The 20,645-nt window shown below is 74.5% G+C and carries 16 protein-coding genes; 9 read left to right on the plus strand and 7 right to left on the minus strand.

All coding sequences use genetic code 11. The annotated features are described in order from the left end of the window. Window positions 1-279 precede the first annotated feature (279 nt). The 7 genes from IE241_RS06625 (at window position 280) to IE241_RS06655 (ending at window position 9,982) form a co-directional block, all read left to right on the plus strand. Window positions 280-1,899 carry a dynamin family protein gene (locus IE241_RS06625; RefSeq protein WP_190021068.1) on the plus strand — a complete coding sequence of 540 codons (1,620 nt, stop codon included), beginning with the start codon at window positions 280-282 and terminating at the stop codon, window positions 1,897-1,899. Then, entirely contained in the window at window positions 1,896-4,250 is a 2,355-nt protein-coding gene (locus IE241_RS06630) for a GTPase (protein ID WP_308433638.1), read from the plus strand. Before IE241_RS06625 ends, IE241_RS06630 begins: the two co-directional genes overlap by 4 nt. 267 nt (window positions 4,251-4,517) lie before the next feature. Continuing rightward, complete coding sequence (locus IE241_RS06635) at window positions 4,518-5,000, plus strand: single-stranded DNA-binding protein (RefSeq protein ID WP_190020681.1); 483 nt, start codon at window positions 4,518-4,520, stop codon at window positions 4,998-5,000. A 337-nt stretch (window positions 5,001-5,337) separates the two neighbouring features. Further along, a complete protein-coding gene (locus IE241_RS06640; RefSeq protein WP_190020682.1) occupies window positions 5,338-6,843 on the plus strand; it encodes a Cys-Gln thioester bond-forming surface protein in 1,506 nt (501 codons plus the stop codon). 240 nt (window positions 6,844-7,083) lie between these two features. Continuing rightward, on the plus strand, window positions 7,084-8,748 hold the full coding sequence (gene ettA, locus IE241_RS06645; protein WP_190020683.1) for an energy-dependent translational throttle protein EttA: 1,665 nt from the start codon (window positions 7,084-7,086) through the stop codon (window positions 8,746-8,748). Between the two features lie 2 nt (window positions 8,749-8,750). Then, complete coding sequence (locus tag IE241_RS06650; RefSeq protein ID WP_190020684.1) at window positions 8,751-9,221, plus strand: acyl-CoA thioesterase; 471 nt, start codon at window positions 8,751-8,753, stop codon at window positions 9,219-9,221. Further along, window positions 9,218-9,982, plus strand: a complete 765-nt coding sequence (locus tag IE241_RS06655; protein WP_190020685.1) for a DUF8010 domain-containing protein — start codon at window positions 9,218-9,220, stop codon at window positions 9,980-9,982. The genes IE241_RS06650 and IE241_RS06655 overlap by 4 nt, the downstream gene beginning before the upstream one ends. Before the next feature lie 24 nt (window positions 9,983-10,006). Here the strand turns inward: IE241_RS06655 and IE241_RS06660 are convergent, their stop codons facing one another. Continuing rightward, complete coding sequence (locus IE241_RS06660; RefSeq protein ID WP_190020686.1) at window positions 10,007-10,411, minus strand: globin; 405 nt, start codon at window positions 10,409-10,411, stop codon at window positions 10,007-10,009. 84 nt (window positions 10,412-10,495) lie between these two features. On the opposite strand from IE241_RS06660, the gene IE241_RS06665 reads away from it, so the two are divergent. Next, the gene (locus tag IE241_RS06665) at window positions 10,496-11,491 is read left to right on the plus strand and encodes a methyltransferase domain-containing protein (RefSeq protein WP_190020687.1); all 996 of its coding nucleotides are present in this window, start codon (window positions 10,496-10,498) and stop codon (window positions 11,489-11,491) included. A gap of 42 nt (window positions 11,492-11,533) precedes the next feature. On the opposite strand, the gene IE241_RS06670 is transcribed toward IE241_RS06665, so the two are convergent. From IE241_RS06670 to IE241_RS06685, 4 genes are all read right to left on the minus strand, one after another. Continuing rightward, complete coding sequence (locus IE241_RS06670) at window positions 11,534-12,607, minus strand: FHA domain-containing protein (RefSeq protein ID WP_190020688.1); 1,074 nt, start codon at window positions 12,605-12,607, stop codon at window positions 11,534-11,536. A gap of 134 nt (window positions 12,608-12,741) precedes the next feature. Beyond that, window positions 12,742-14,121: a vWA domain-containing protein gene (locus IE241_RS06675; protein WP_190020689.1), complete on the minus strand. Its 1,380-nt coding sequence runs from the start codon at window positions 14,119-14,121 to the stop codon at window positions 12,742-12,744. A gap of 128 nt (window positions 14,122-14,249) precedes the next feature. Then, entirely contained in the window at window positions 14,250-15,560 is a 1,311-nt protein-coding gene (locus IE241_RS06680; protein WP_190020690.1) for a PP2C family protein-serine/threonine phosphatase, read from the minus strand. Between the two features lie 3 nt (window positions 15,561-15,563). Beyond that, window positions 15,564-17,726, minus strand: a complete 2,163-nt coding sequence (locus IE241_RS06685) for a serine/threonine-protein kinase (protein WP_444545144.1) — start codon at window positions 17,724-17,726, stop codon at window positions 15,564-15,566. A gap of 10 nt (window positions 17,727-17,736) precedes the next feature. Between IE241_RS06685 and IE241_RS35085 the strand changes: the two genes are divergently transcribed. Then, entirely contained in the window at window positions 17,737-18,153 is a 417-nt protein-coding gene (locus IE241_RS35085) for a hypothetical protein (RefSeq protein ID WP_444545145.1), read from the plus strand. 10 nt (window positions 18,154-18,163) lie between these two features. Here the strand turns inward: IE241_RS35085 and IE241_RS06690 are convergent, their stop codons facing one another. Further along, on the minus strand, window positions 18,164-19,519 hold the full coding sequence (locus IE241_RS06690) for a hypothetical protein (RefSeq protein ID WP_190020692.1): 1,356 nt from the start codon (window positions 19,517-19,519) through the stop codon (window positions 18,164-18,166). 71 nt (window positions 19,520-19,590) lie between these two features. Continuing rightward, a complete protein-coding gene (locus tag IE241_RS06695; RefSeq protein WP_190020693.1) occupies window positions 19,591-20,625 on the minus strand; it encodes a glutamate ABC transporter substrate-binding protein in 1,035 nt (344 codons plus the stop codon). Window positions 20,626-20,645 lie beyond the last annotated feature (20 nt).

The following is a 20,645-nucleotide window of genomic DNA, read 5'->3' on the forward strand; positions in this document are numbered from 1 at the left end:
TGAAGCCCCGGGCTCGGTGGTGCCGTGACCTTGCCGGGGACAAGGATAGGGCTCCGCTCGCCTCGTCCCGGTTGCTTCACCTCCGTGCCACGATGTGGAGGTTTAGTGAAGCGGTCCTGATAATCGCAGGCGGGTACGAATCTTGCACCGTTTTTCACGCCCCAGGCGACGGGTGTTGTGTACTCGTTATGCCTGAGCCCCGTGCGCCACGCCTCGCGCGCCATGGCTTATACGCTTCAAAATCACACCAGAATTGGGCATTCTGCACGTGTGGCGACCTTGGAAGTACGGCCCCGACTGCTCGACGCGCTGTCCGCACTGCGTGACCGTGTCGACGCCGCACGCTTCCCCCTCCCCCTTCCCGGCGCCGCCCGCGCCCGCCGAAACCGTGCCGAACTCCTGGCGCAACTCGATGACTACTTGGTGCCCCGCCTGTGCGCCCCCGAAGCGCCGCTTCTCGCGGTCGTCGGGGGCTCGACCGGGGCCGGCAAGTCCACCCTCGTCAACTCCCTGGTGGGGCGGCGGGTCACCGAGGCGGGGGTCCTGCGGCCGACGACCCGTACGCCTGTGCTGGTCTGTCACCCGGACGACCACCACTGGTTCGCGGGCCAGCGCGTGCTGCCCGAGCTGGGCCGCGTCTGGGTGCCCGCCCAGGACGTCACCACCCTCTACGACACCGACCCCGAGGGCCGCCGCGGGGAGGAGGACGACGCCGCCGAACCCCCCTCCCTGCGCATCGAGACGGACCGCGCCATGCCGCCCGGGCTCGCCCTCGTCGACGCCCCCGACATCGACTCCCTCGTCGCGCGCAACCGCGAGCTCGCCGCCGAGCTGATCTGCGCCGCCGACATCTGGGTACTCGTCACCACCTCGACCCGGTACGCCGATGCGGTGCCCTGGCACCTGATGCGCACCGCCAAGGAGTACGACGTCACCCTCGTCACCGTGCTGGACCGGGTGCCCCACCAGGTCGCCACCGAGGTCTCCCGGCACTACGGCGCCCTGCTGGCGGCCGCGGGCCTCGGCGACGTGCCGCGCTTCACCATCCCCGAGCTCCCGGAATCCGCGGGCGGCGGCACCGGGCTGCTGCCCGACACCGCCGTCGCGGGCCTGCGCGGCTGGCTCCACCAGCGCGCCCAGGACCCCGCCGCCCGCGCCGTGGCCTCCGCCCGCACCGTCGCCGGGCTGCTGGCCTCCCTGGGCTCGCGGCTGCCCGGGCTCGCCGGCGCCGCCGCCGTCCAGCACGCCGCCGCCGTCCGGCTGATGCAGCGCGTGGAGGACGCGTACGGCAGGGCCGCGGAGCGCGTACGGTCCGGGGTCGCCGCCGGGGAGGCCCTCGCCGGGGACGCCCTCACCCACTGGCACGGCCACCCCGACGACAGCACCTCCGACGAGCTGCTGGGCGCGCTCACCGCCTCCCTCGCCGCCCTTGTCGGCTGCGCCGTCGCCGCCGCCGACGAGGAGGTCGCCGCGGCCTGCACGGGCGACCCGGCCGCGGACGCCGTCCTCGCCCCGCGCGACCCGGACGGGGCCATCGGCCGGATCGGCGTCGCCGTACGCCGCTGGCGGCGCTGCCTGGAGGAGGTCGCGGAGGAGGAGCTGCGGGCCGCGGAGAAGGGCGCGGGCCTCGACGCCGACCGGACCGCCGCGCTGCTGGCCGCCGCTCTGCTCGGCGGCAGGCCGGCCCGTACGGCCGGGGAGAGCCTCGCCGAACTGCTGGGAGCCCAGGGCGCCCTGCGCCTGCGCGACCGCGGCGGGCAGCTCCTGACCGAATGCCTCGACGGCGTGCTCGATGCCGAGCGCGACCGCCGGACCGCCCCGCTCGAAGCCCTCGACGTCACCCCCGACCACCAGGTCGAGCTCATCGCCGCGCTGTCCGTACTGCAGAGGGAGAGGTGACCACCGTGCGCCCCGCCGACCAATCCGCCGATCGATCTGCCGACCGATCCGCCGACCGGCGTGACGGAACCCGGGACGAACGGTCCGCCGGCCGCTGCCCCGCCCCGGAATCCTCCGTCGGCCGCCGCCCTGCCCCGGAATCCTCCGCCGGCCGCCACCCCGCCCCCGCCCCCGACGCCCCCACCTCCGCCGGCAACTGGGACGACGGCCTCATCGCCCGCCGCGCACGGCCCGACCGCCCCCCGCGCGCGGGCGGCGTCGGCAGCACACCCGAGGCGCGCAACGCACCCCCACCGCGCCCGGAGACCCTCCCGCGCCCCCCGGCCGCGCCCGTGCCGCACCCCGGCGCCGCCGTGCTCCGCCCCCGCCTGGACGCCCTCCGCGAGCTCGTCGGGCTCTCCCGGGCGCGCCTGGACCGGCGCACCCTCGCCGAGGCCGGGCGCGTGCTGGACGAGGCCGTCGCACGGCAGCGCCACCCGCTCGACCTCACCGTCGTGGCCATCGCCGGAGCCTCCGGAAGCGGCAAGTCCACCCTGTTCAACGCGCTCGGCCGGGCGCAGCTCTCGGAGGCGGGCGTGCGCCGCCCCACCACCGCCGCGCCCGTGGCCTGCGTGTGGACGGAGGAGCCCGAGCGCGCGGACGGCGTCCTCGACCGGCTCGGCATCCCCGCCCGCTCGCGGAGGCAGCCCGTCCGCCCCTACGACCCGGCCCTGAACGGGCTCGTCCTGCTCGACCTGCCCGACCACGACTCGGCCACCCCCGGCCACCGCGAGCAGGTGGACCGGCTCCTCGGGCTCGTCGACGCGGTGATCTGGGTCGTGGACCCGGAGAAGTACGCCGACGCCGTCCTCCACGAGCGCTACCTGCGCCCCCTCGCGGGCTACGCCGAGGTGTCGTTCATCGTCCTCAACCAGGTCGACCGGCTCGGCACGGACGCCGCCGACCAGGTGCTCGACGACCTGCGCCGCCTCCTCGACGACGACGGCATCGCACTCGGCGAGCACGGCGAACCGGGCGCCGAGGTGCTGGCCCTGTCGGCGCTCACGGGCGACGGTGTGGGGGAACTGCGCGAGATGCTCGGCAAGTTCACGGCGTCGCGGGGCGCGGCGCTGCGGCGGCTGACGGCCGACGTGGACGGGGTCTCGGCGCGGCTGCGCTGCGCGTACGTGGCGGACGGGCGGCCGGGGCTGACGGAGTCGGCGCGGCACGAGTTCGAGGACCGGCTGGCCGAGGCGGTGGGCGCCCAGGCGGCGGGTCTGGCCGCGGAACGCGCCTGGCTGCGGGACGCCGGACGGGCCTGCGGGACGCCGTGGATGCGGGCCCGCCGCTGGTATGTACGGGGCCGCGCGGCGAGGAAGGCCGCGGGAGCGGCCGGAGCGGCTGCGGACGGGGCCGCCGGTACGCGTACGGGCTCGGCTGCGGGCTCGGATACGGGCGTGGGTACGAACGCGGTTGCGGGCGCGGCTGCGAGCGCGGCTGCGGGTGCAGGTACCGGTGCAGGTACGGGTGCAGCTCCGAAGGCGGGTGCGGCTGTGCCCGCGACTGTGCCTGCGACTGTGCCTGCACCTATGCCCGCGCCCGTGTCTGCGGCTACGGGGGCGGCAGCGGGCGCTCCTGCCGCGCCCCCCTCCCGTGCCGTGTCCCGCCCGCTCGTGGAACAGGCCGTACGCGCCCTGGCCTACGAGGCGTCCGCGGGACTCCCCGACCCCTGGGCCCTGGCCGTGCGCGAGGCGGCGCGGCGCGGGGCCGAAGGGCTGGCGGAGGCTCTGGACGCGGCGTCCGCGGCCGCTGCCGCCGCGATGGCCGGTGCGGGGGCGCTGGGCCGCCCGGGAATGTGGCGCACGGGCGCCCGCAGGGCGAGCGCCTGGTGCACGGGCGTGGGCCGGCCGGCCGGGCCGCCGACGGCCGGCGGGAGTTCCCCCGGGCGGGCCGGCGGGCGCACCGGCGGGTGGATCGTCGGCGGGCGGCGTGCGCGCGGAGACGGTACGGCCGCCCGGCCGTTCCGGCCCGGGTGGTGGGCCGTGGCCGCCGCGGTGCAGTGGGTGCTGTCGGCGCTGCAGGCCGTCGCCGCGGCATGGCTGCTGGGCGTGCTGACCGGGAGCTGGGACGGCGACTGGTGGGTGCCGGGGCCGCTGCTGGCGGGCGGCGTCGCGGGCGGGCCCGCCCTGGCCTGGTGCTGCCGCGCGATGGCGCGCGGGCCGGCCCGCCGGTACGGGCTGGAGACGGAGCGGCGGCTGCGCAACGCGGCCGCGGGCTGCGGGCGGGAACGGGTGCTGGAGCCCGTGGCGGCGGAGCTGCTGCGGTATCAGGAGGTGCGCGCCCAGTATGTGATCGCGGCGGGCGAGGCATGAAAGGCAAGTCATGAAGGCCGGGCATGAAGGCCGGGCGTGAAGGCGGGACGTGGAGGCGGGACGTGGAGGCGGCACGTGAAAGGCGGGGCGTGAGAGGGGTGGAGGGCCCCGCGTAAGCGCGTGAGGGTGACGGAGTTCTCCACAGCCGGCCCCCGGTCCACAGCCCCCGGCGGGATGTGCCCCGCGAAGGCAGCATGGCCTCACGAAGCCGAAGTACGCAGCTATGCGGCACGCAGGAGCAGGTGCCGGACGGGGGAGGCGGTCCGAATGAACGAGACGCTGGTGACGGTCGTGGGGAACGTCGCGACGGAGCCGGATTACCGGGAGGCGGCGAACGGCTCGCCGTCCTCGCGGTTCCGGCTGGCGGTGACGGCACGTCGCTGGGACCGGGCCAAGGAGGAGTGGGCGGACGGGCACACGAGCTTCTACACCGTGTGGGCGTGGCGCACGCTCGCGGCCAATGTGGTGGCGTCGCTCGGCGTGGGGGAACCGGTCGTCGTGCAGGGCAAGTTGCGCATCCGTGAGGAGGAGCGCGAGGGAAAGCGGTGGGTGTCGGCGGAGCTTGACGCCGTGTCGGTCGGCCATGACCTGAGCCGGGGCACGTCGGTGTTCCGCAGGGTGTCCCCGGCCAGGCCGCGGCCGGCGGAGTCGTCCGTTCCGTCCGCTCCGGCTGTTCCGGCTGTTCCGGCCGTTCCATCCCTTCCGGATCGGGTGGCCGTCCCCGCGGGCGCGGAGACGCCTCCCTTCTGAGCCGCCCGTCCGAGCCGCTCCGGGCCGCCGCGGGTCCCTCCGGGCCGCCCGTCCGAGCCGGCTTCTGAAATAGGTGGTTTGTCCCGGCGATTTATCGATATTGCCAGGTCAGGCCAGGTATCCCTGGTAACGATTCCGATTCGGATCGATTGAGCGGCCCCTCGCGTGGGGATGGTGTCGCGCTCGCTCTTTAAGATCACGTTCACAGCAACGTGCCACGGGGGGCCGCGGCGGCGTGAAAACGGCCGCGCGCGACAGCGTGCAACGGGGGCTTCTGAGTCGTGAGTTCGGTGGCGAGGCGCGCCGACTTGTTCTGCGTTCGCCCGGAAGGAAGTCGATGATTTCTGTCAGGAGGCGGGGTTCCGCCCGCCTTGCCGCAGCCGCCCTGGTGACGGGTCTGGCCGCGGTGGGCACGATAGCCGCGGCGGGCCCCGCCGCCGCGGACGACGCGCCGCAGAACCCGGGGGGCGTCACCGCCACGCTCGGCAGCATCACCGCCGGCTCGGGCGCCGTGGTGCACGACCGGCGCAAGACGGCGGAGGTCCCCGCGGGCCTGTTCGAGATGAAGGTCGACGGGGGCGGATCGCTGCAGACGTACTGCATCGACATCCTCACGGGCCGGGTGGACGGCGCGCGCTACCGCGAGGTCGGCTGGGGCGAGTCCTCCCTGCACGCCAACAAGGACGCGGGCAGGATCCGCTGGATCCTCCAGCACTCCTATCCCCAGGTGAACGACCTCGCCGCGCTCGCCAAGGACGCCGGTACGGGCCCCCTCGACGCGAACACCGCCGCCGCGGGCACCCAGGTGGCCATCTGGCGCTACTCGGACGGCGCCCAGGTCGACGCCAAGGACCCCGCCGCCGAGAAGCTCGCCGACTACCTCTACAAGAGCGCGAAGGACGTCGAGGAGCCCGAGGCGTCCCTGACGCTGACCCCGCCGGCGCTCTCCGGCAAGCCCGGCCGGAAGCTCGGCCCGGTCGCCGTGCGGACCACGGCGAGCAGTGTGACCATCACTCCTTCAGGTGACGCCGTGGCCCGCGGCGTGAAGATCGTCGACAAGGACGGCAAGCCCGTGGCCTCCACCGGCAACGGCGGCGAGTTCTACGTGGACGTCCCCGCGGGCGCCCCCGACGGCTCCATGTCGCTGAAGGCCACGGGCGCCGCCAAGGTGCCGGTCGGCCGGGTCCTCATCGGCGACCACACCACGACCCAGACGCAGATCCTGGCCGGCTCCAGCGAGAGCGCCGTCTCCGCGGGCGCCACCGCGCACTGGAGGGCCAAGGGCGCCGCCCCGGCCCTGTCCGCCCGGAAGAACTGCGCCAAGGGCGGCGTCGACGTCACCGCCGACAACCAGGGCGACACCCCCTTCACCTACGAGCTGGCCGGCAAGAAGCACACCGTCGCGCCGGGCCGCTCGGAGACCACGCTGGTGAAGGTCGGCGAGGACCGCGCGTACCGGTTCACGATCACGGGTCCGGGCGGCCTGTCCAGGACCTTCTCCGGGATCATGGACTGCGCGACCTCCGCCGCCACCGCGGCCGCGGCCCCCGCGGGAGGCGCCGCAACAGCCGGTCCGGGATCCGGTCCGGGATCCTCCGGCGCAGCAGGCGGCGGGGATGGCGGGGACAGCGGTGCCAAGACCACTCTGGCCTCGCGCATGAGCCCGGCGTCGGCAGGCGGGAGCTCGGGCAAGGCGGCCGCCGTCCGGGCCGACGGGGACCTGGCCGCCACCGGCGGCAGCAACACCACCCCCACGATCGCCGGCATAGCGATCGCCCTGATCGTCGCCGGCAGCGGCGCGGTCTACCTCCTGCGCCGCGAGCGCGCGACCTCCGGGGACTGACCTCCGGGTATCGGGTGCCGGGAATGAACACCGGGCGGCCGGGCGCTGGGGAGTGTGCACCCGGCGCGCGGCCGCGGACGGGGCACCCGCGGGGCCTCCCGGTCCCGCGGCGGCAGCCCGCGAGCCGGCCGCGTCCACATCTGGTTTCCGCCCCGGGCGTCCGGTGCGGCAAGATGGGTGTATCTGCCCTCACGCGGCGGAGCCGCACATTGGCCCTTCTCGATTGCCGGACGGTTTCTCTTGGCTGAGTACATCTACACCATGCGCAAGACGCGCAAGGCGCACGGCGACAAGGTCATCCTCGATGACGTGACGCTGAGCTTCCTGCCCGGTGCGAAGATCGGTGTGGTCGGCCCCAACGGTGCCGGTAAGTCCACCGTCCTCAAGATCATGGCGGGCCTGGAGCAGCCGTCCAACGGCGACGCGTTCCTTTCGCCCGGCTACAGCGTCGGCATCCTGATGCAGGAGCCGAAGCTGGACGAGTCCAAGACGGTCCTGGAGAACGTCGAGGACGGCGTCGCGGAGGTCAAGGGCAAGCTCAACCGCTTCAACGAGATCGCCGAGCTCATGGCGACGGACTACTCCGACGCCCTGCTCGACGAGATGGGCAAGCTCCAGGAGGAGCTCGACCACGCCAACGCCTGGGACCTCGACGCCCAGCTGGAGCAGGCCATGGACGCGCTGGGCTGCCCGCCCGCCGACTGGCCGGTCGTCAACCTCTCCGGTGGCGAGAAGCGCCGCGTCGCGCTCTGCAAGCTGCTGCTCGAGGCCCCCGACCTGCTGCTCCTCGACGAGCCCACCAACCACCTCGACGCCGAGTCGGTGAACTGGCTGGAGCAGCACCTGGCCAAGTACGCGGGCACCGTCGTGGCGATCACCCACGACCGGTACTTCCTCGACAACGTCGCCGAGTGGATCCTGGAGCTCGACCGCGGCCGCGCGATCCCCTACGAGGGCAACTACTCCACCTACCTGGAGAACAAGGCCTCCCGTCTGAAGGTCGAGGGCCAGAAGGACGCCAAGCGCCAGAAGCGCCTCAAGGAAGAGCTGGAGTGGGTCCGCTCCAACGCCAAGGGCCGCCAGGCCAAGTCCAAGGCGCGCCTCGCCCGTTACGAGGAGATGGCCGCCGAGGCGGACAAGATGCGGAAGCTGGACTTCGAGGAGATCCAGATCCCGCCGGGCCCGCGCCTGGGCTCCATCGTCGTCGAGGTCAACAACCTCTCCAAGGCCTTCGGCGAGAAGGTCCTCATCGACGACCTGTCCTTCACCCTGCCGCGCAACGGCATCGTGGGCGTCATCGGCCCGAACGGCGCCGGCAAGACCACGCTGTTCAAGATGATCCAGGGCCTGGAGACCCCGGACTCCGGTTCGATCAAGGTCGGCGAGACCGTCAAGATCTCGTACGTCGACCAGAGCCGCGCCAACATCGACCCCAAGAAGACGCTGTGGGCCGTCGTCTCCGACGAGCTGGACTACATCAACGTCGGCCACGTCGAGATGCCCTCCCGCGCCTACGTCTCCGCGTTCGGCTTCAAGGGCCCGGACCAGCAGAAGCCGGCCGGCGTGCTCTCCGGCGGTGAGCGCAACCGCCTCAACCTGGCGCTGACCCTCAAGCAGGGCGGCAACCTGCTCCTCCTCGACGAGCCGACCAACGACCTCGACGTCGAGACCCTCTCCTCCCTGGAGAACGCCCTGCTCGACTTCCCTGGCGCCGCTGTGGTCGTCTCCCACGACCGCTGGTTCCTGGACCGGGTGGCCACGCACATCCTGGCCTACGAGGGCAACTCGAAGTGGTTCTGGTTCGAGGGCAACTTCGAGTCCTACGAGAAGAACAAGATCGAGCGCCTCGGCCCGGACGCGGCCCGTCCGCACCGCGCCACCTACAAGAAGCTCACCCGGGGCTGACCGTGGCGCGTCACCTCTACTCCTGCCCCCTGCGCTGGTCGGACATGGACGCCTTCGGCCATGTCAACAACGCGGTCTTCATCCGTTACCTCGAAGAGGCGCGGATCGACTTCATGTTCCGGCTGGCGCCGGGGGAGGGGAGCACGTCGTTCCAGGGCGGGTCCGTCGTGGCCCGGCACGAGATCGACTATCTGCGCCCCCTGGTGCACCGGCATGCGCCGGTGACCGTGGAGACCTGGGTGACGCGGCTCGGTGCCGCGTCCCTGACCGTCGCCTACGAGGTCAAGGACGAGGAGCACGTCTACGTCCGCGCCAGCACCGTCGTCGTCCCCTTCGACTTCGAGGCGGGCCGCCCCCGGCGGATCACCGCCGAGGAGCGGATGTTCCTGGAGGAGTTCCGGGACGAGGACGCCGGCAACGGCAACGCCCGCGGGCGCGGCGACGGCTCCCCCAAGGAGGCCGTCGCCGTATGACGGGGCTCCAGCCTCCGACCGGGCAGCGGCTGCGGTTCGCCGATGCCGGGGAGACGGCCGACCTGGTCGCCTTCCTGGCCCGGCTGATCCACTACGACCGGGCCGCCGCGGTCCGGCTGCAGGCCGCCGGAGGGGTGCTCGGCGTCTTCGGCCGCCCGCCCTCCTTCGAGGTGCTGGCGGTCCGCACGGCCCGGCTGGCCCACGGCGGGGCGCTGGACGTCACCGTCTCGGCCGGACAGCTCGCCGACGCCCTGGACGCGGCGCCCGCCGCGCCCTCGGGCGAGCTGGAGATCACCGTCCCCGGCGCCGTCACCGGCCCGCCCTGGGCCGGTGTGCTGCCGCCCCGCGGCGGCTGGCGGCGTGTGGAGGGCCTTCCCGGCCAGGAGGAGCTGAGGAGCGCGGTCGGCGCGGCGGTCGCGGAGTTCCGCGCCCGCGACGAGGCCCTGCCCGAGCAGCACCGCACGCGCGTCGAGCGCGACCGCATCGGCCGTGAGATCTGGTCCCGCACGCTGGGCGGCACCGGGCTGCCGCTGCGCGCGGTCCACGCCGCGCAGTCGCTGGGCTTCCTGCGGCCCGTGCGCGCCGGTGCGGGCTCCGTGAGCAGCTCGTCGGCGCCGGGCGTCCGCACGGGCACCGCCCTGGCGCCCGAGGCGCCGGTGGTGCTCTTCGCGGCGGCCGGCTGGCTTCGGCTGACCACGCCGTACGGCTCCATCGCGGTACGGACGGGCGGGATCTCCGGGCTGACGGTCACGCCCGCCTGAGGCCGGGCCCGCAGCAGCAGGAGCTCAGCCCTCGGTGTTCACCATCGACGCCGCCGCGTATGTGAGGTAGTTCCACAGCTGCTGCTCCAGCTCCGGAGCGAGCTGCAGCTCGTCCACGGCGTCCCGCATGTGCCGCAGCCAGGCGTCGTGCGCGGCGCGGTCCACGGTGAAGGGCGCGTGGCGCATCCGCAGCCGCGGGTGGCCCCGGTTCTCGCTGTACGTCCGCGGCCCGCCCCAGTACTGCATCAGGAAGAGCACCAGGCGCTCCTCGGCCGGGCCGAGGTCCTCCTCGGGGTACATCGGCCGCAGCAGCGGATCGCCCGCCACGCCCTCGTAGAAGCGGTGAACCAGGCGCCGGAAGGTCTCCTCGCCGCCGACCTGCTCGTAGAAGGTCTGCTCCTGAAGCGTGCCGCGCGGAATCTCAATCACCTCTCCATGGTCTCAGACGGACCGGCCGAGGACCGGCGATGTAGGACCTTCGCACAAACGGCGGCCGCGGCGCACAGTGGAGGCATGGCCGGTGGCACGCGCGGTACGCATCTGAAGGGGGACGCGGAGCTCTCCTCCGCGCTGCGGGCCGGTCTCGTCGAGCGCCTGCAGGCCGCGGGCGAGCTCACCGACCCCAGGTGGCGCGCCGCCTTCGCCGACGTGCCCCGGGAGCTGTTCGTCCCGGCCTACTACGCCGGAGCGCTGGGCGGCCGCCACCGGGTCTCCGGCGACGACCCCGGCCCCCTCGGCCACGAGAGCTGGATGGTGGGCGCCTACGCGGACGAGCCGCTCGCCACCCGCGTCCGGGACGGCGAGCTGATCTCCTCCAGCAGCCAGCCCTCCCTGATGGCCCTGATGCTCTCCGCCCTGAACGTCCAGAACGGCCACCGCGTGCTGGAGATCGGCACGGGCACCGGCTACAACGCGGCGCTGCTCGCCCACCGCCTCGGCGACGACCGGGTCACCACCGTCGACCTCGACCCGGAGATCACCGCCTCCGCCCGCGACCACCTCGCCCGGGCCGGCTTCCACCCGGAGGTCGTCACGGGCGACGGCGCGCTCGGCTGCCCGTGGCGCGCCCCGTTCGACCGCATCCTGGCGACCTGCGCGGTCAACCGGGTGCCGCCGGCCTGGATCGCGCAGACCCGGCCGGACGGGCTGATCCTCGCCCCGCTCGCCACCGGCCTGATCGCGCTGCGGGTTGCGGACGCCACGCACGCCGACGGCCGCTTCCTGCGCACCCCCGCCTACTTCGTCCCGCTGCGCGGCGGGGAGCCCGGGCCGGTGCCCCGCATCCGCGGCCTGCCCTGCAGGCTGCTGCAGAGCGAGCGCTTCCGCTTCCTGCTGACGCTGACCGCCGGGGCGCTGGACCCGGCGGACGCCCACGCCCTCTGGCGCGCCGAGGGGCGCCCGGGGCGCGAGCGGTTCGGCGTCTCGGTCGCGGCCGGCGTCCAGTGGGCGTGGCTGGACCGCCCCGACGGCCCCTACAGGTGGCCGCTGGGCGGCACGCACCGCCCCTGAAAGGCTCCCGTCAGGCCGTCAGGCCATCAGGCCATCAGGCCGTCAGCCCCGGTGCAGCGTGATCGTCGTCCACGCGCCCACGTGCACCCGGTCGCCGTCCTGCAGCGGCACCGGTACGTAGGGCTGGATCGGCGTCTCCGAGCCGTTGATGGTCGTGCCGTTGGTGGAGTCCTGGTCGACCACGGCCCAGCCGCCGTCGGGCTGCTGCACGAACATCGCGTGCTGGTGCGAGACGCCGGGGTCCTCCGGCGGGCGCGACAGGTCGATGTCCGGCGACTCGCCGGTGCTGTGGCGCCGCCGCCCGACCGTGACCTGGGGTCCGTTCAGCGGCAGTTGCAGCTCGGGGGAGTACGCCGGGAGGTTGAGACCGGCGGCCTCGGGGCCGCTGCGGTTCATCATCGCCATGAAGTACTCGCGGTCGGGCGCCACGACGGCCGTCCACCCGGCCGGCGCGTGCTGCTGGGGCGCCCCCTGCTGTCCCGGCACACCGCCCGGAGCACCACCTGGTGCACCGCCCGTCGCCGCGTGCTCGTACCCGTAGGGCGAGGCGGGCGGCGCCGCGGACGTGCTCGGCGGGGGCAGCATCCAGTCGCCGTCGGCCTCGTCGGCGTAGACCGGCTCGGCGTACGGCGAGGCCGTGTGCGTCTCCGGAGTGAGCGGCTCCGCCGGGCGGTTGATCCGCGACGGGCGCGAGCCGTAGTACTCGTACGACTGCGGCGGCTGGGTGTGCTGCGGCGGGGGCGGCGGAGCCGACTGCAGCCCCTGCGGGGACAGCGGTGGCGGCGGCCCGAACGAAGCCCCCGTCCGGGTCAGGAAGTTGTACCGGCACTCCTCGCAGAAAGGTGCCTGCGCCTCGCGGGGCGTACGGCAGTGCGGGCACAGCTCCGCCTGCACGGTCGTGTCCCCGGTGTGCCCGCCGTAGCCGTAGCCGGGGGCGCCCTGCGGGCCGCTCGGAGGCGGCAGGGGCGCGCCGGCGGGCGGTGCGGGGGGAGGCGGCGGGACGGCGCCCGTGGCTCCGGCGGGGCCGGGCCGCTCGGGCGCCCCCGACATGCGGTGGCCGCACACCTCGCACCAGTCCTCGGCCGTCGACTGGTGGCCGTTCGGGCAGGTCGGCATGTCGGTTGATCCCCCTCGTGTGCCGTTCGTTGCGGTCGTTGCCGGCGGGGCGGTGCCCGGCCGGCGGTTGCTTCCAGGGTCGGGGCGGACGGTCCGCGCCGCGGCACACTCTGCGGCCGCCACACCTCCCGGCGCTACTTCTTCACCCGTACGGTTTTCGTCGAGCGCGTTTCGAGGGTCATCTGCGCCTCCGCGGTGACCTTCGCCTTCAGCCGCACAGTACCCGTCGCGGCATCCACCACGTCCACCACCTTGGCGAGGAGTTTCGCGGTGTCCTCGTTGCCGGAGCGGTTCGCCAGCTGGACGGCGCGGCCGAGCTTGGCCGTCGCCCCGTCGATGTCGCCGGACCGGCGCAGGTCCAGGCCCTGCTGGATGACCTGGGCGAGCTCGGCCTGGCCGGTGTAGTGCGCCACCTGGGGGTTGAGGGAGGTGGACGCGGAGAGGTCGTCCGTCCAGACCGCCCGGACGAGCCCCTGCGCCAGCACCTGCGGCGAGGCGCCGCCGGGCGCGGGCAGCACGAGCGAGACCCGGGCGGCGAGCATCTCCTCGCCCACCGCGGCGGCGGGCACCCGTACGCACAGGTGGTAGTCGCGCGACTCGTCGCCCCAGGAGCCGGTGGGGTAGTCGCCGATGCGCGGGCCGGCGTCCGTGCGCCGCTCGGTCAGGCTCTCCAGCGACGGCGCGACCTGCTTGAGGAACTGCACCTCGGCGCCCTGCGGCGTCCACAGGCGCAGGGCGACGTCCGCGACCTCCTTGCCCATGGCGTTCTCCATCATCTGCGTGAAGTCCGCGGACAGCCCCGCCGGGTCGGCGACGATGTCGGCCGTGCCCAGCAGCGCCGAGGCGATGCCGGTGACCTCCTTGACCTCCCAGTCGGTGCCCACTCCGCGCGCGTCGCAGGTGAACCGGCCCGCACAGGCCTCCAGCGAGGCGCGCAGGGCGTCGGGCTCCTCGTGCTCGTTGCGGCCGTCGGTCAGGAGGATGCCGTGCCGTATCGGCGCCTCGGACGACTCCAGCAGCCGGTCGGCCAGGCGCAGCCAGGTGCCGATGGCGGTGCCGCCGCCCGGGGTGAGCTTGCGCAGGGCGTCCTTGGCCTGCTGCCGGGTGGTGGCGTCGGCCAGCGCGAGCCGCCCGCCACCGGGGTAGGCCTCCTGCGCCTGGTGGGTGCCGGCCACGACGGCGAAGGCGACGCCGTCGCGCAGGGTGTCGATGGCGGCCGCCGTGGCGGCGCGGGCGCCCCGCATCTTGGTCGGCGGGTAGTCCATCGAGCCCGAGCAGTCGACCATGACGACGACGGCCGCATCGGGGCCGGCGGCCCGCTGCCCGTAGGACGCCGGGGACTGATGGGGCACCAGGGGAGCGCGGGAGGCGAGCGGGGTCTCCGCCATGGTCCCTCCGCCCGTGGCGGTGACCGTGACGATCGCGTTGACCTCGCGCCCGCCCTCCGGCAGGTGGGCGTTCTGGTACACGTCGACCGTGAACCGGTGCTCGCTCGGTTTGGAGAAATTGGCCATCTGATCCGCTCCTCGGTACTCCGTCCGTGCCATGGACACCCGGGCGGACCGGCGCGCGGCACCGGACAGGCCACCGGCGTGCATCCCCCCTGCGGGCACCTCCGGCGGCAGCCGGGGGAGCCCTGGTCTCAGGCCGATCCTGCCCCCTCGGGCGACAGCGGGAACGGCAGTACGGCCACTGTTACGTTGTCGTGGCCCCCTCCGTCCAGGGCGTGGGCCAGCAGTTGCCGGGCGCACTCCAGCGGCCGCGTCCTGGCGTCCGGCGGGGTGACCTCGGCCATCAGCTCGGCGGACTCGGCGTAGTTCCACAGCCCGTCCGTGCAGACGATGACCACGCCCTTGCGGTCGGGGTGGAAGGACGCGGTGTGCGGCTCGACCTCGTAGGCGTCCGCCCCCAGCCAGCCGGTGATGGCGTGGGCCCGCTCGTCGGCGTACGCCTCGGCCTCCGTCAGCAGGCCCGCGGCGACCATCTGCGCGGCCCAGGAGTCGTCCTCGGTGAGCCGGGCGGGCTGGGTGGAACGGTCCTCCGGCACCCAGTAGGCCCGGCTGTCGCCGACCCAGCCGACGGTGAGCAGGTCGCCCGTCACGACGGCCGTCACGATCGTGCAGGCGGGGGCGTTCTCGTGGCGGTGCGGGTCGTGCTGCAGCGGCCCGCGCGCGGGAGCGGCCAGCGAGTTGACCGCCTCGGCCGCCCGCATGATCGCGTCATGGGTGGCCTGCCGCGGATCCCCGCCTTCCGGCAGGGCCGCGACCAGCACCTCCCGCGCGGCCGCACACGCCGCCGCCGACGCCTCGTCGGGGCGGGTCGCGGACGACACGCCGTCACTGACGACGGCGACGGTGGCCGGGGCCCCGTCGGCGAGGGCGATGGCGGACACGGCGTACGCGTCCTCGTTCCGGTGGTGGCGCAGTCCGCGGTCGCTGACCGCTGCGACGCCTGGCAACTGGTGCTCCATGTGATCCCGTTCGCGCGGCTGTGCATGCCCGCAGTGTTCGCAGTACCCGTCCTTGTCGATCATGCCGGATCGGCACGACCCGCAGACCCGCCCGGCGCCTTCCGCACCCGGGTGGGCGGCACCCGGCTCGGCCGGCACCCCGGAGATCTCGTGCGCCGCCTGCGCCGGGACCCCGCCCAGCACGGCCCCCGTGCGGGGGTCGGGCGCGCCGGGGGCCGCCGAGGCGTCACTTCCCGGCGGCCGCGCGGGCTGTGGTGGGCCGTCGCCCGAGGGCGCGGGGGGCACGCGGGGAGCCCGCGCGGCCGTACGGGCGCCGGGGTCGGGCAGCGCGAGCCGGTAGTCGGACGGGCCGTCGTCGGGGAGGACCGCAGGCACCGCCGACAGGTCGGCGCCGCAGCCGCCGCAGAAGTTGTCGGCCGGATCCAGCGGTTCCTGGCAGGCGGGGCACGCCGTCAGCTGTGAGGGGCGCGGCACTTGCGACATCGATCACACCCATGTCCTGGGGCGGAAACGGTTGGCCCGCTCCACCAGTTCGATCCGTTCCTCGCCGCGCTGGGCCAGCCGGGCGAGCACGCGGTAGCTGCGCTCCAGCCCGAAGCGCAGCTCGCGCTCGTCCAGGCCGCGGCCCAGCAGCGCGCCCGGGCGGGCGGTCTGTGGCCCGCCGCCCGGGCCCGGGGAGCCCGACAGCACCCAGTCCAGCGCGCTGCCCAGCACCTCCGTGGAGAGCCGCTCGCGGCGCACGGCGTCCAGCCCGAAGTCCGCGAGCCGCTCCACCTGGCCCGCGGCGGCCACCAGGTCCTCCAGCAGCGGCTCCTTGGGCGAGCGCCGCCGCAGCCGGGCCCGCACCGCCGCGACCCGCGCCGCGGTGTAGTGGATGGACGCCTCCGGCACGGACTCCAGCGCGCGCACGGCGCCCCGGCGGTCCCCGCCGGCCAGCCGCACCCGCGCCAGAGCGAACGCGGCGCTGACGTAACTCGGGTCGGTCACCCACACCAGCCGGTAGTACTCGGCGGCGTTGTCCAGCTGACCGAGGACCTCCGCGCACACGCCCAGCGCCAGCTTCGGGGCGGGTTCGCCCGGGAAGGCGTCGTAGACCGCGTCGAAGGACAGCGCAGCCGTCTCCTTGTCACCGCAGACCAGTGCGTGGAGCCCGCGGTACCAGACGATCCGCCAGTCGCCCGGGTGGGCGGCTTCGAGGCTCTCCAGAGCATGGGACGCCTGGGCCTCCTCGCCCAGTTCCAGCTGGGCGCGGATCCGTCGCAGCCGCAGCTCCGTCGACTCGGCGGGCGCGGCCTGCAGCGCGGCGTACACCTCGGCGGGCTGCGAGGCCAGCAGGCCCGCGAGGAAGCCCGCGTTGGGGTCGCCCGGGGCGACGAGCGGCACCGGCAGGGCCAGCGCCGCGGCCCGGGCGTCGAGCGTCGCGACGGGGGCGGTGGAGGGAGGAGAGGCGGGAGTGGCAGGAGAGGAGGGCGCGCCCCAGAGGGCCGGCTGGGCCGCTGCCCCGGACGGCAGTGCTCTGCGGCCCGCCGGCACCCGCCCGCCCAGCGCCGAGACCTCGCCGTCGGCCTCCTCGAACAGCCGGGAGTCCACCACCCGCAGCTCCGGCCCGAACAGCGTGGACAGCGCGGGCCGCGGCCGGCCCGTCTGCAGCGCGACGACCTCCCGCAGCACCCCCGTCAGCTGGTCGGCCATCTCCTCCGCCGAGGCGAACCGCCGCGCCGGATCGGGATCCGTGGCCCGCACGAGCAGCCGGTAGAAGGACTCGTAGCGGGAGAACACCTCGATGTGCTCCGGCTCGGGCAGCCTGTCCCGGAAGACGTTGGTGTAGCCCTGGAAGTCGAAGGTGAGCACGGCCAGTGTGCGGGCCACCGTGTAGAGGTCGGAGGCGACCGACGGGCCCACCTCCGCGACCTCGGGGGCCTGGTAGCCCACCGTGCCGTAGATCGCGCCGTCCTCGTCGTCCATCCGCCGGACCGCACCCATGTCGATCAGCTTGAGCTGGTCCTGCTGCTGGATGGCGTTGTCGACCTTGAAGTCGCAGTACAGCAGGTGGCGGCTGTGCAGGTGGCCGAGCGCCTCCAGCGCCTCGATGCCGTACGCGCACGCCTGCTCCACCGGCAGCGGATCGCGCCGCCCGTCCGGCGTCCGCCGCTCGTTGGCGATCTCCTTCAGCGACTTGCCGCCGACGTACTCCATGACGATGTAGCCGTCGAGGCTGCCGGTGCGCTGGTCGAGGTGCTCGACGAAGTTGTAGATGCGGACGATGTTGGAGTGCTCGATCTCGGCGAGGAAGCGCCGCTCGGAGACCGCCACCGCCAGCGCGTCCTCGTCGCCGGTGTCCAGCAGGCCCTTGAGGACGACCCAGCGGTCCGACACGGCCCGGTCGACGGCCAGGTAGATCCAGCCGAGACCGCCGTGCGCGAGGCAGCCCGCCACCTCGTACTGCCCGTGCACCACGTCTCCGGCGCGCAGCTTGGGCACGAAGGAGTACGGGTGGCCGCACTTGGTGCAGAAGCCCTCCGTACGGCCCGGGTGGTCGCCGCGGGCCCGGCCCACCGGCGCACCGCAGTCGCCGCGGCTGCAGAACCGCTTGCGCTCGGGCACCTCCGGGTTGTCCAGCACCGCCGCCCGGGGCTCCGGACGCGGCACCTCCGGCACCTTGACCAGGCCCGCGCCCAGCCTGCCGCGCCCCGACGACGACGGCACAGAGCCGGCGCTGCGCACCGACACCGACCGCGTGCCCGCGCTCTCGGCCCCCGGCAGCGAGCGCGACAGCCGCCCCGACACCGACCTGCGGGACGACGAGGAACGCGACGACGAGCGCGACGAACCCGAGGACGCGGAGCGGGACGAGCCCTGGGACCCCGCTCTCGCACCGCCCTCCGAGCCTCTGCCCTCCGATCCTCTGCCCTCCGATCCCCTGCCGGGCGAGCCGCTGCCCGGAGAGGCGCTCACCCCCGTGGCGGGCGACGAGACCATCCCGTTCGGCGACACGACCGGCGCCAGGCCGCACGTGTCGCAGTACAGCTCGCCGTCGCCGACGTCCTCGTACGAACCGGCGCACCCCGGCCGCTGACACGCCTCGCTCACGCTTCCCCCCTCCGCCCCGTGGGCTGCTCCCCGGTGCCCGACGGCGCCGACAGCGCCTCGGCCAGCGCCTGCTGATAGCGCAGCACCGCCTGCTCGGCGGCCATCAGATCGCACGGCGCACTCCACAGCATGCGCCGCGCCGCGTCGTACCGCTCGATGAGCAGGGAGTCCTCCGCGAGGCCGTGCCGGGCGGTCTTCGCCTTGTACGCGTCCAGGCGGCCGCGCAGTTCGGCGCGGACCGCCAGCGGGGCCGTCACCGCCGTCAGCGACTCGCGGGCGCGCAGCAGCTCCTCCTCCGCGCGCTGCTCCAGGCCCTCCAGGAGCGGCGAGAGCCGGTGCCACCGGGCGTGTCTGCGGTGCTCGGCGGCGGCCGACAGCTGCTCGTAGAGGGCCGTCGGCGGGCCCGAGACCGCCGGCACCACGGACGCGGCGATCTTCGACAGGACCTCGATGCGCGCCTGCCGTGCCTCGTTCAGCGTGCGGTCCGCGCGCGAGAGGACGTCGCGTACGCGCATCAGCCGCTGCTCGGCGTCCTGCCGGACGTCCAGCACGGCCTCGACCTCCCGGCGGACGTCCTCCAGGGCCCGCGCGGCGCGGTCGTAGCGCGTGGTGTCCGGACGGCCGCCGCCCGGGGCCGAGCTGGGCGGGCCGCCGGCCCAGAAGACGACCGGATCGGATATCACCTCTTCGCGCAGCGCGGCCAGTTCCCGGGTGATCTGCTCCAGGTCGTCACCGGCGGGGTGCTCGCCGGGCCGGACGCCGACCGAGTGGGCGAGGGAGCGGGTGCGCCCGAGCTCGGCGGCGAGCAGGTCGATCCGGGCGGGCAGCGCGGACCACACGGCGTCGGCGATCACGACGACGTCGAGCGCCTGGGCGTACCAGCCGTTCATCCGGTCCAGCAGCTCCTGCAGGCTCAGGTGCTCGCTGAGCCGGGCCGGCATGCCCGCAGCGCCCGCCGGGCCCGCCGCGGCCCCGGTGAGGCCCGCCGTGCCGAGCACGGCCGTGCCGTGGCCGGGCAGGGTGATGCCGGAGCCGCGCAGCAGCTCGGTGAGCTCGGACAGCTCGCCCTGGGTGGGCCAGCGGCGGCGGGCGCGCAGCTCGCGGGCGGCGGTCAGGGCAGCGGTGTAGGCGTCGAAGTACGCCCACAGCTGCCCGATGAGGGCTTCGGCGGCCGCCCACCGGCTGCTGGTCTCCCCGGTGAGCTCCGCCCCTTCCAGCAGGCGCCGCCCCGCGTGGTCCTGGAGGGCGAGCAGCGAGGATTCGACGGCCTCGTGCTCCGCGCCGAGCCTGGCCAGCGCACGGTCCACCTCCTCGCGGGTCAAGGCCGGCCCGGTGGGCTCCGCGACCGCCATCGATCCCCTCTCTCCTGTCCGCGGCGCGCGCCGCGGGCGTGTCCGTTACGGCCGTGCTCCCCGGCCCGCCGTCAGTCCCGGTACTTGGGCGCCGGCGGGGCGGTGATGCCCTTCAGGTCGGCGGCGAGCCACTTCTCGTACGCCTTCATCCAGAGGCTTGCGGCGCCGCCGCCGCGGTAGTCCTCCAGGACCTTGTTGACCCGGCGTACCAGGTCCGTGTCCGCGAGGTTCATCGCCACGCCGTACGGTTCGGTGGTGAACGGCTTTCCGACGAGCTGCACGGAGGGGTCCTGCGCCGCCTGGCCCGCCCCCAGCGCCCTGTCGTTGACGATCGCGTCGACCTCGCCGAGCTGGAGCCGCACCAGGCAGTCGAGCTGGTTGGGGACCGTCAGCAGGGAGGAGCCGTGCGGCTCTTCCCGTACCTTGATCTCGGCCGTGGAGCCCTCCGACGTACAGACTTTCTTCCCCTTCAGCGAGTCGTCGAACGCGGTCACCGGTGACCCCTTGGGGACCATCACCTGCTGCCCGGACTCGAAGTAGGCGGTGGAGAAGGCCACTTGCCTGACCCGGTCGCACGTGATGGTCATCGTGCGGGCGATGATGTCCACCTTGCCCGTCTGCAGGGCGGATATGCGCCGGCTCGTGGGGATCGCGAGATAGGTGACCTTGCCGGGGTCGCCGAGGATGTCCTTGGCGACGGCCCGGACGAGGTCGATGTCGAAGCCGCTGAGTTCGCCGTCGGCGGGGTTGCGGTAGCCCCAGCGGTAGCTGTTCTGGTCGACGCCCGCGATCAGCCGGCCGCGGGCCTTGATGCGCTGCACGGCCGGTCCGTCCGTCCCGCCGGAGGGCCGCAGGCTGGCTTCGGGGTCCGTGCACTGCTGGGGTGCCGCGGCCTCGCGTGCAGCGGCTTCGGGGGCGGGCGCCCCGGGGGCCGGCGCCGCGGGCGCGCCGGCCCGCGCCGGCGGGCCTTGCGCGGGTGCGCCGCCGGTGGGCAGCACGAACGCCGCGGTGGCGGCGAGGGCGCACACGGCGGCCGCCACCGCCGTGGGACCGGCCCGCATCCGCAGCCGCTTCTTCGTCCGGTTCTTCGTCCGGGCTCCTGCCATGTGCACCGCCTCCACCGCCT

The sequence above is a fragment of the Streptomyces hiroshimensis genome, from assembly GCF_014650335.1.
Classification (GTDB): domain Bacteria; phylum Actinomycetota; class Actinomycetes; order Streptomycetales; family Streptomycetaceae; genus Streptomyces; species Streptomyces hiroshimensis.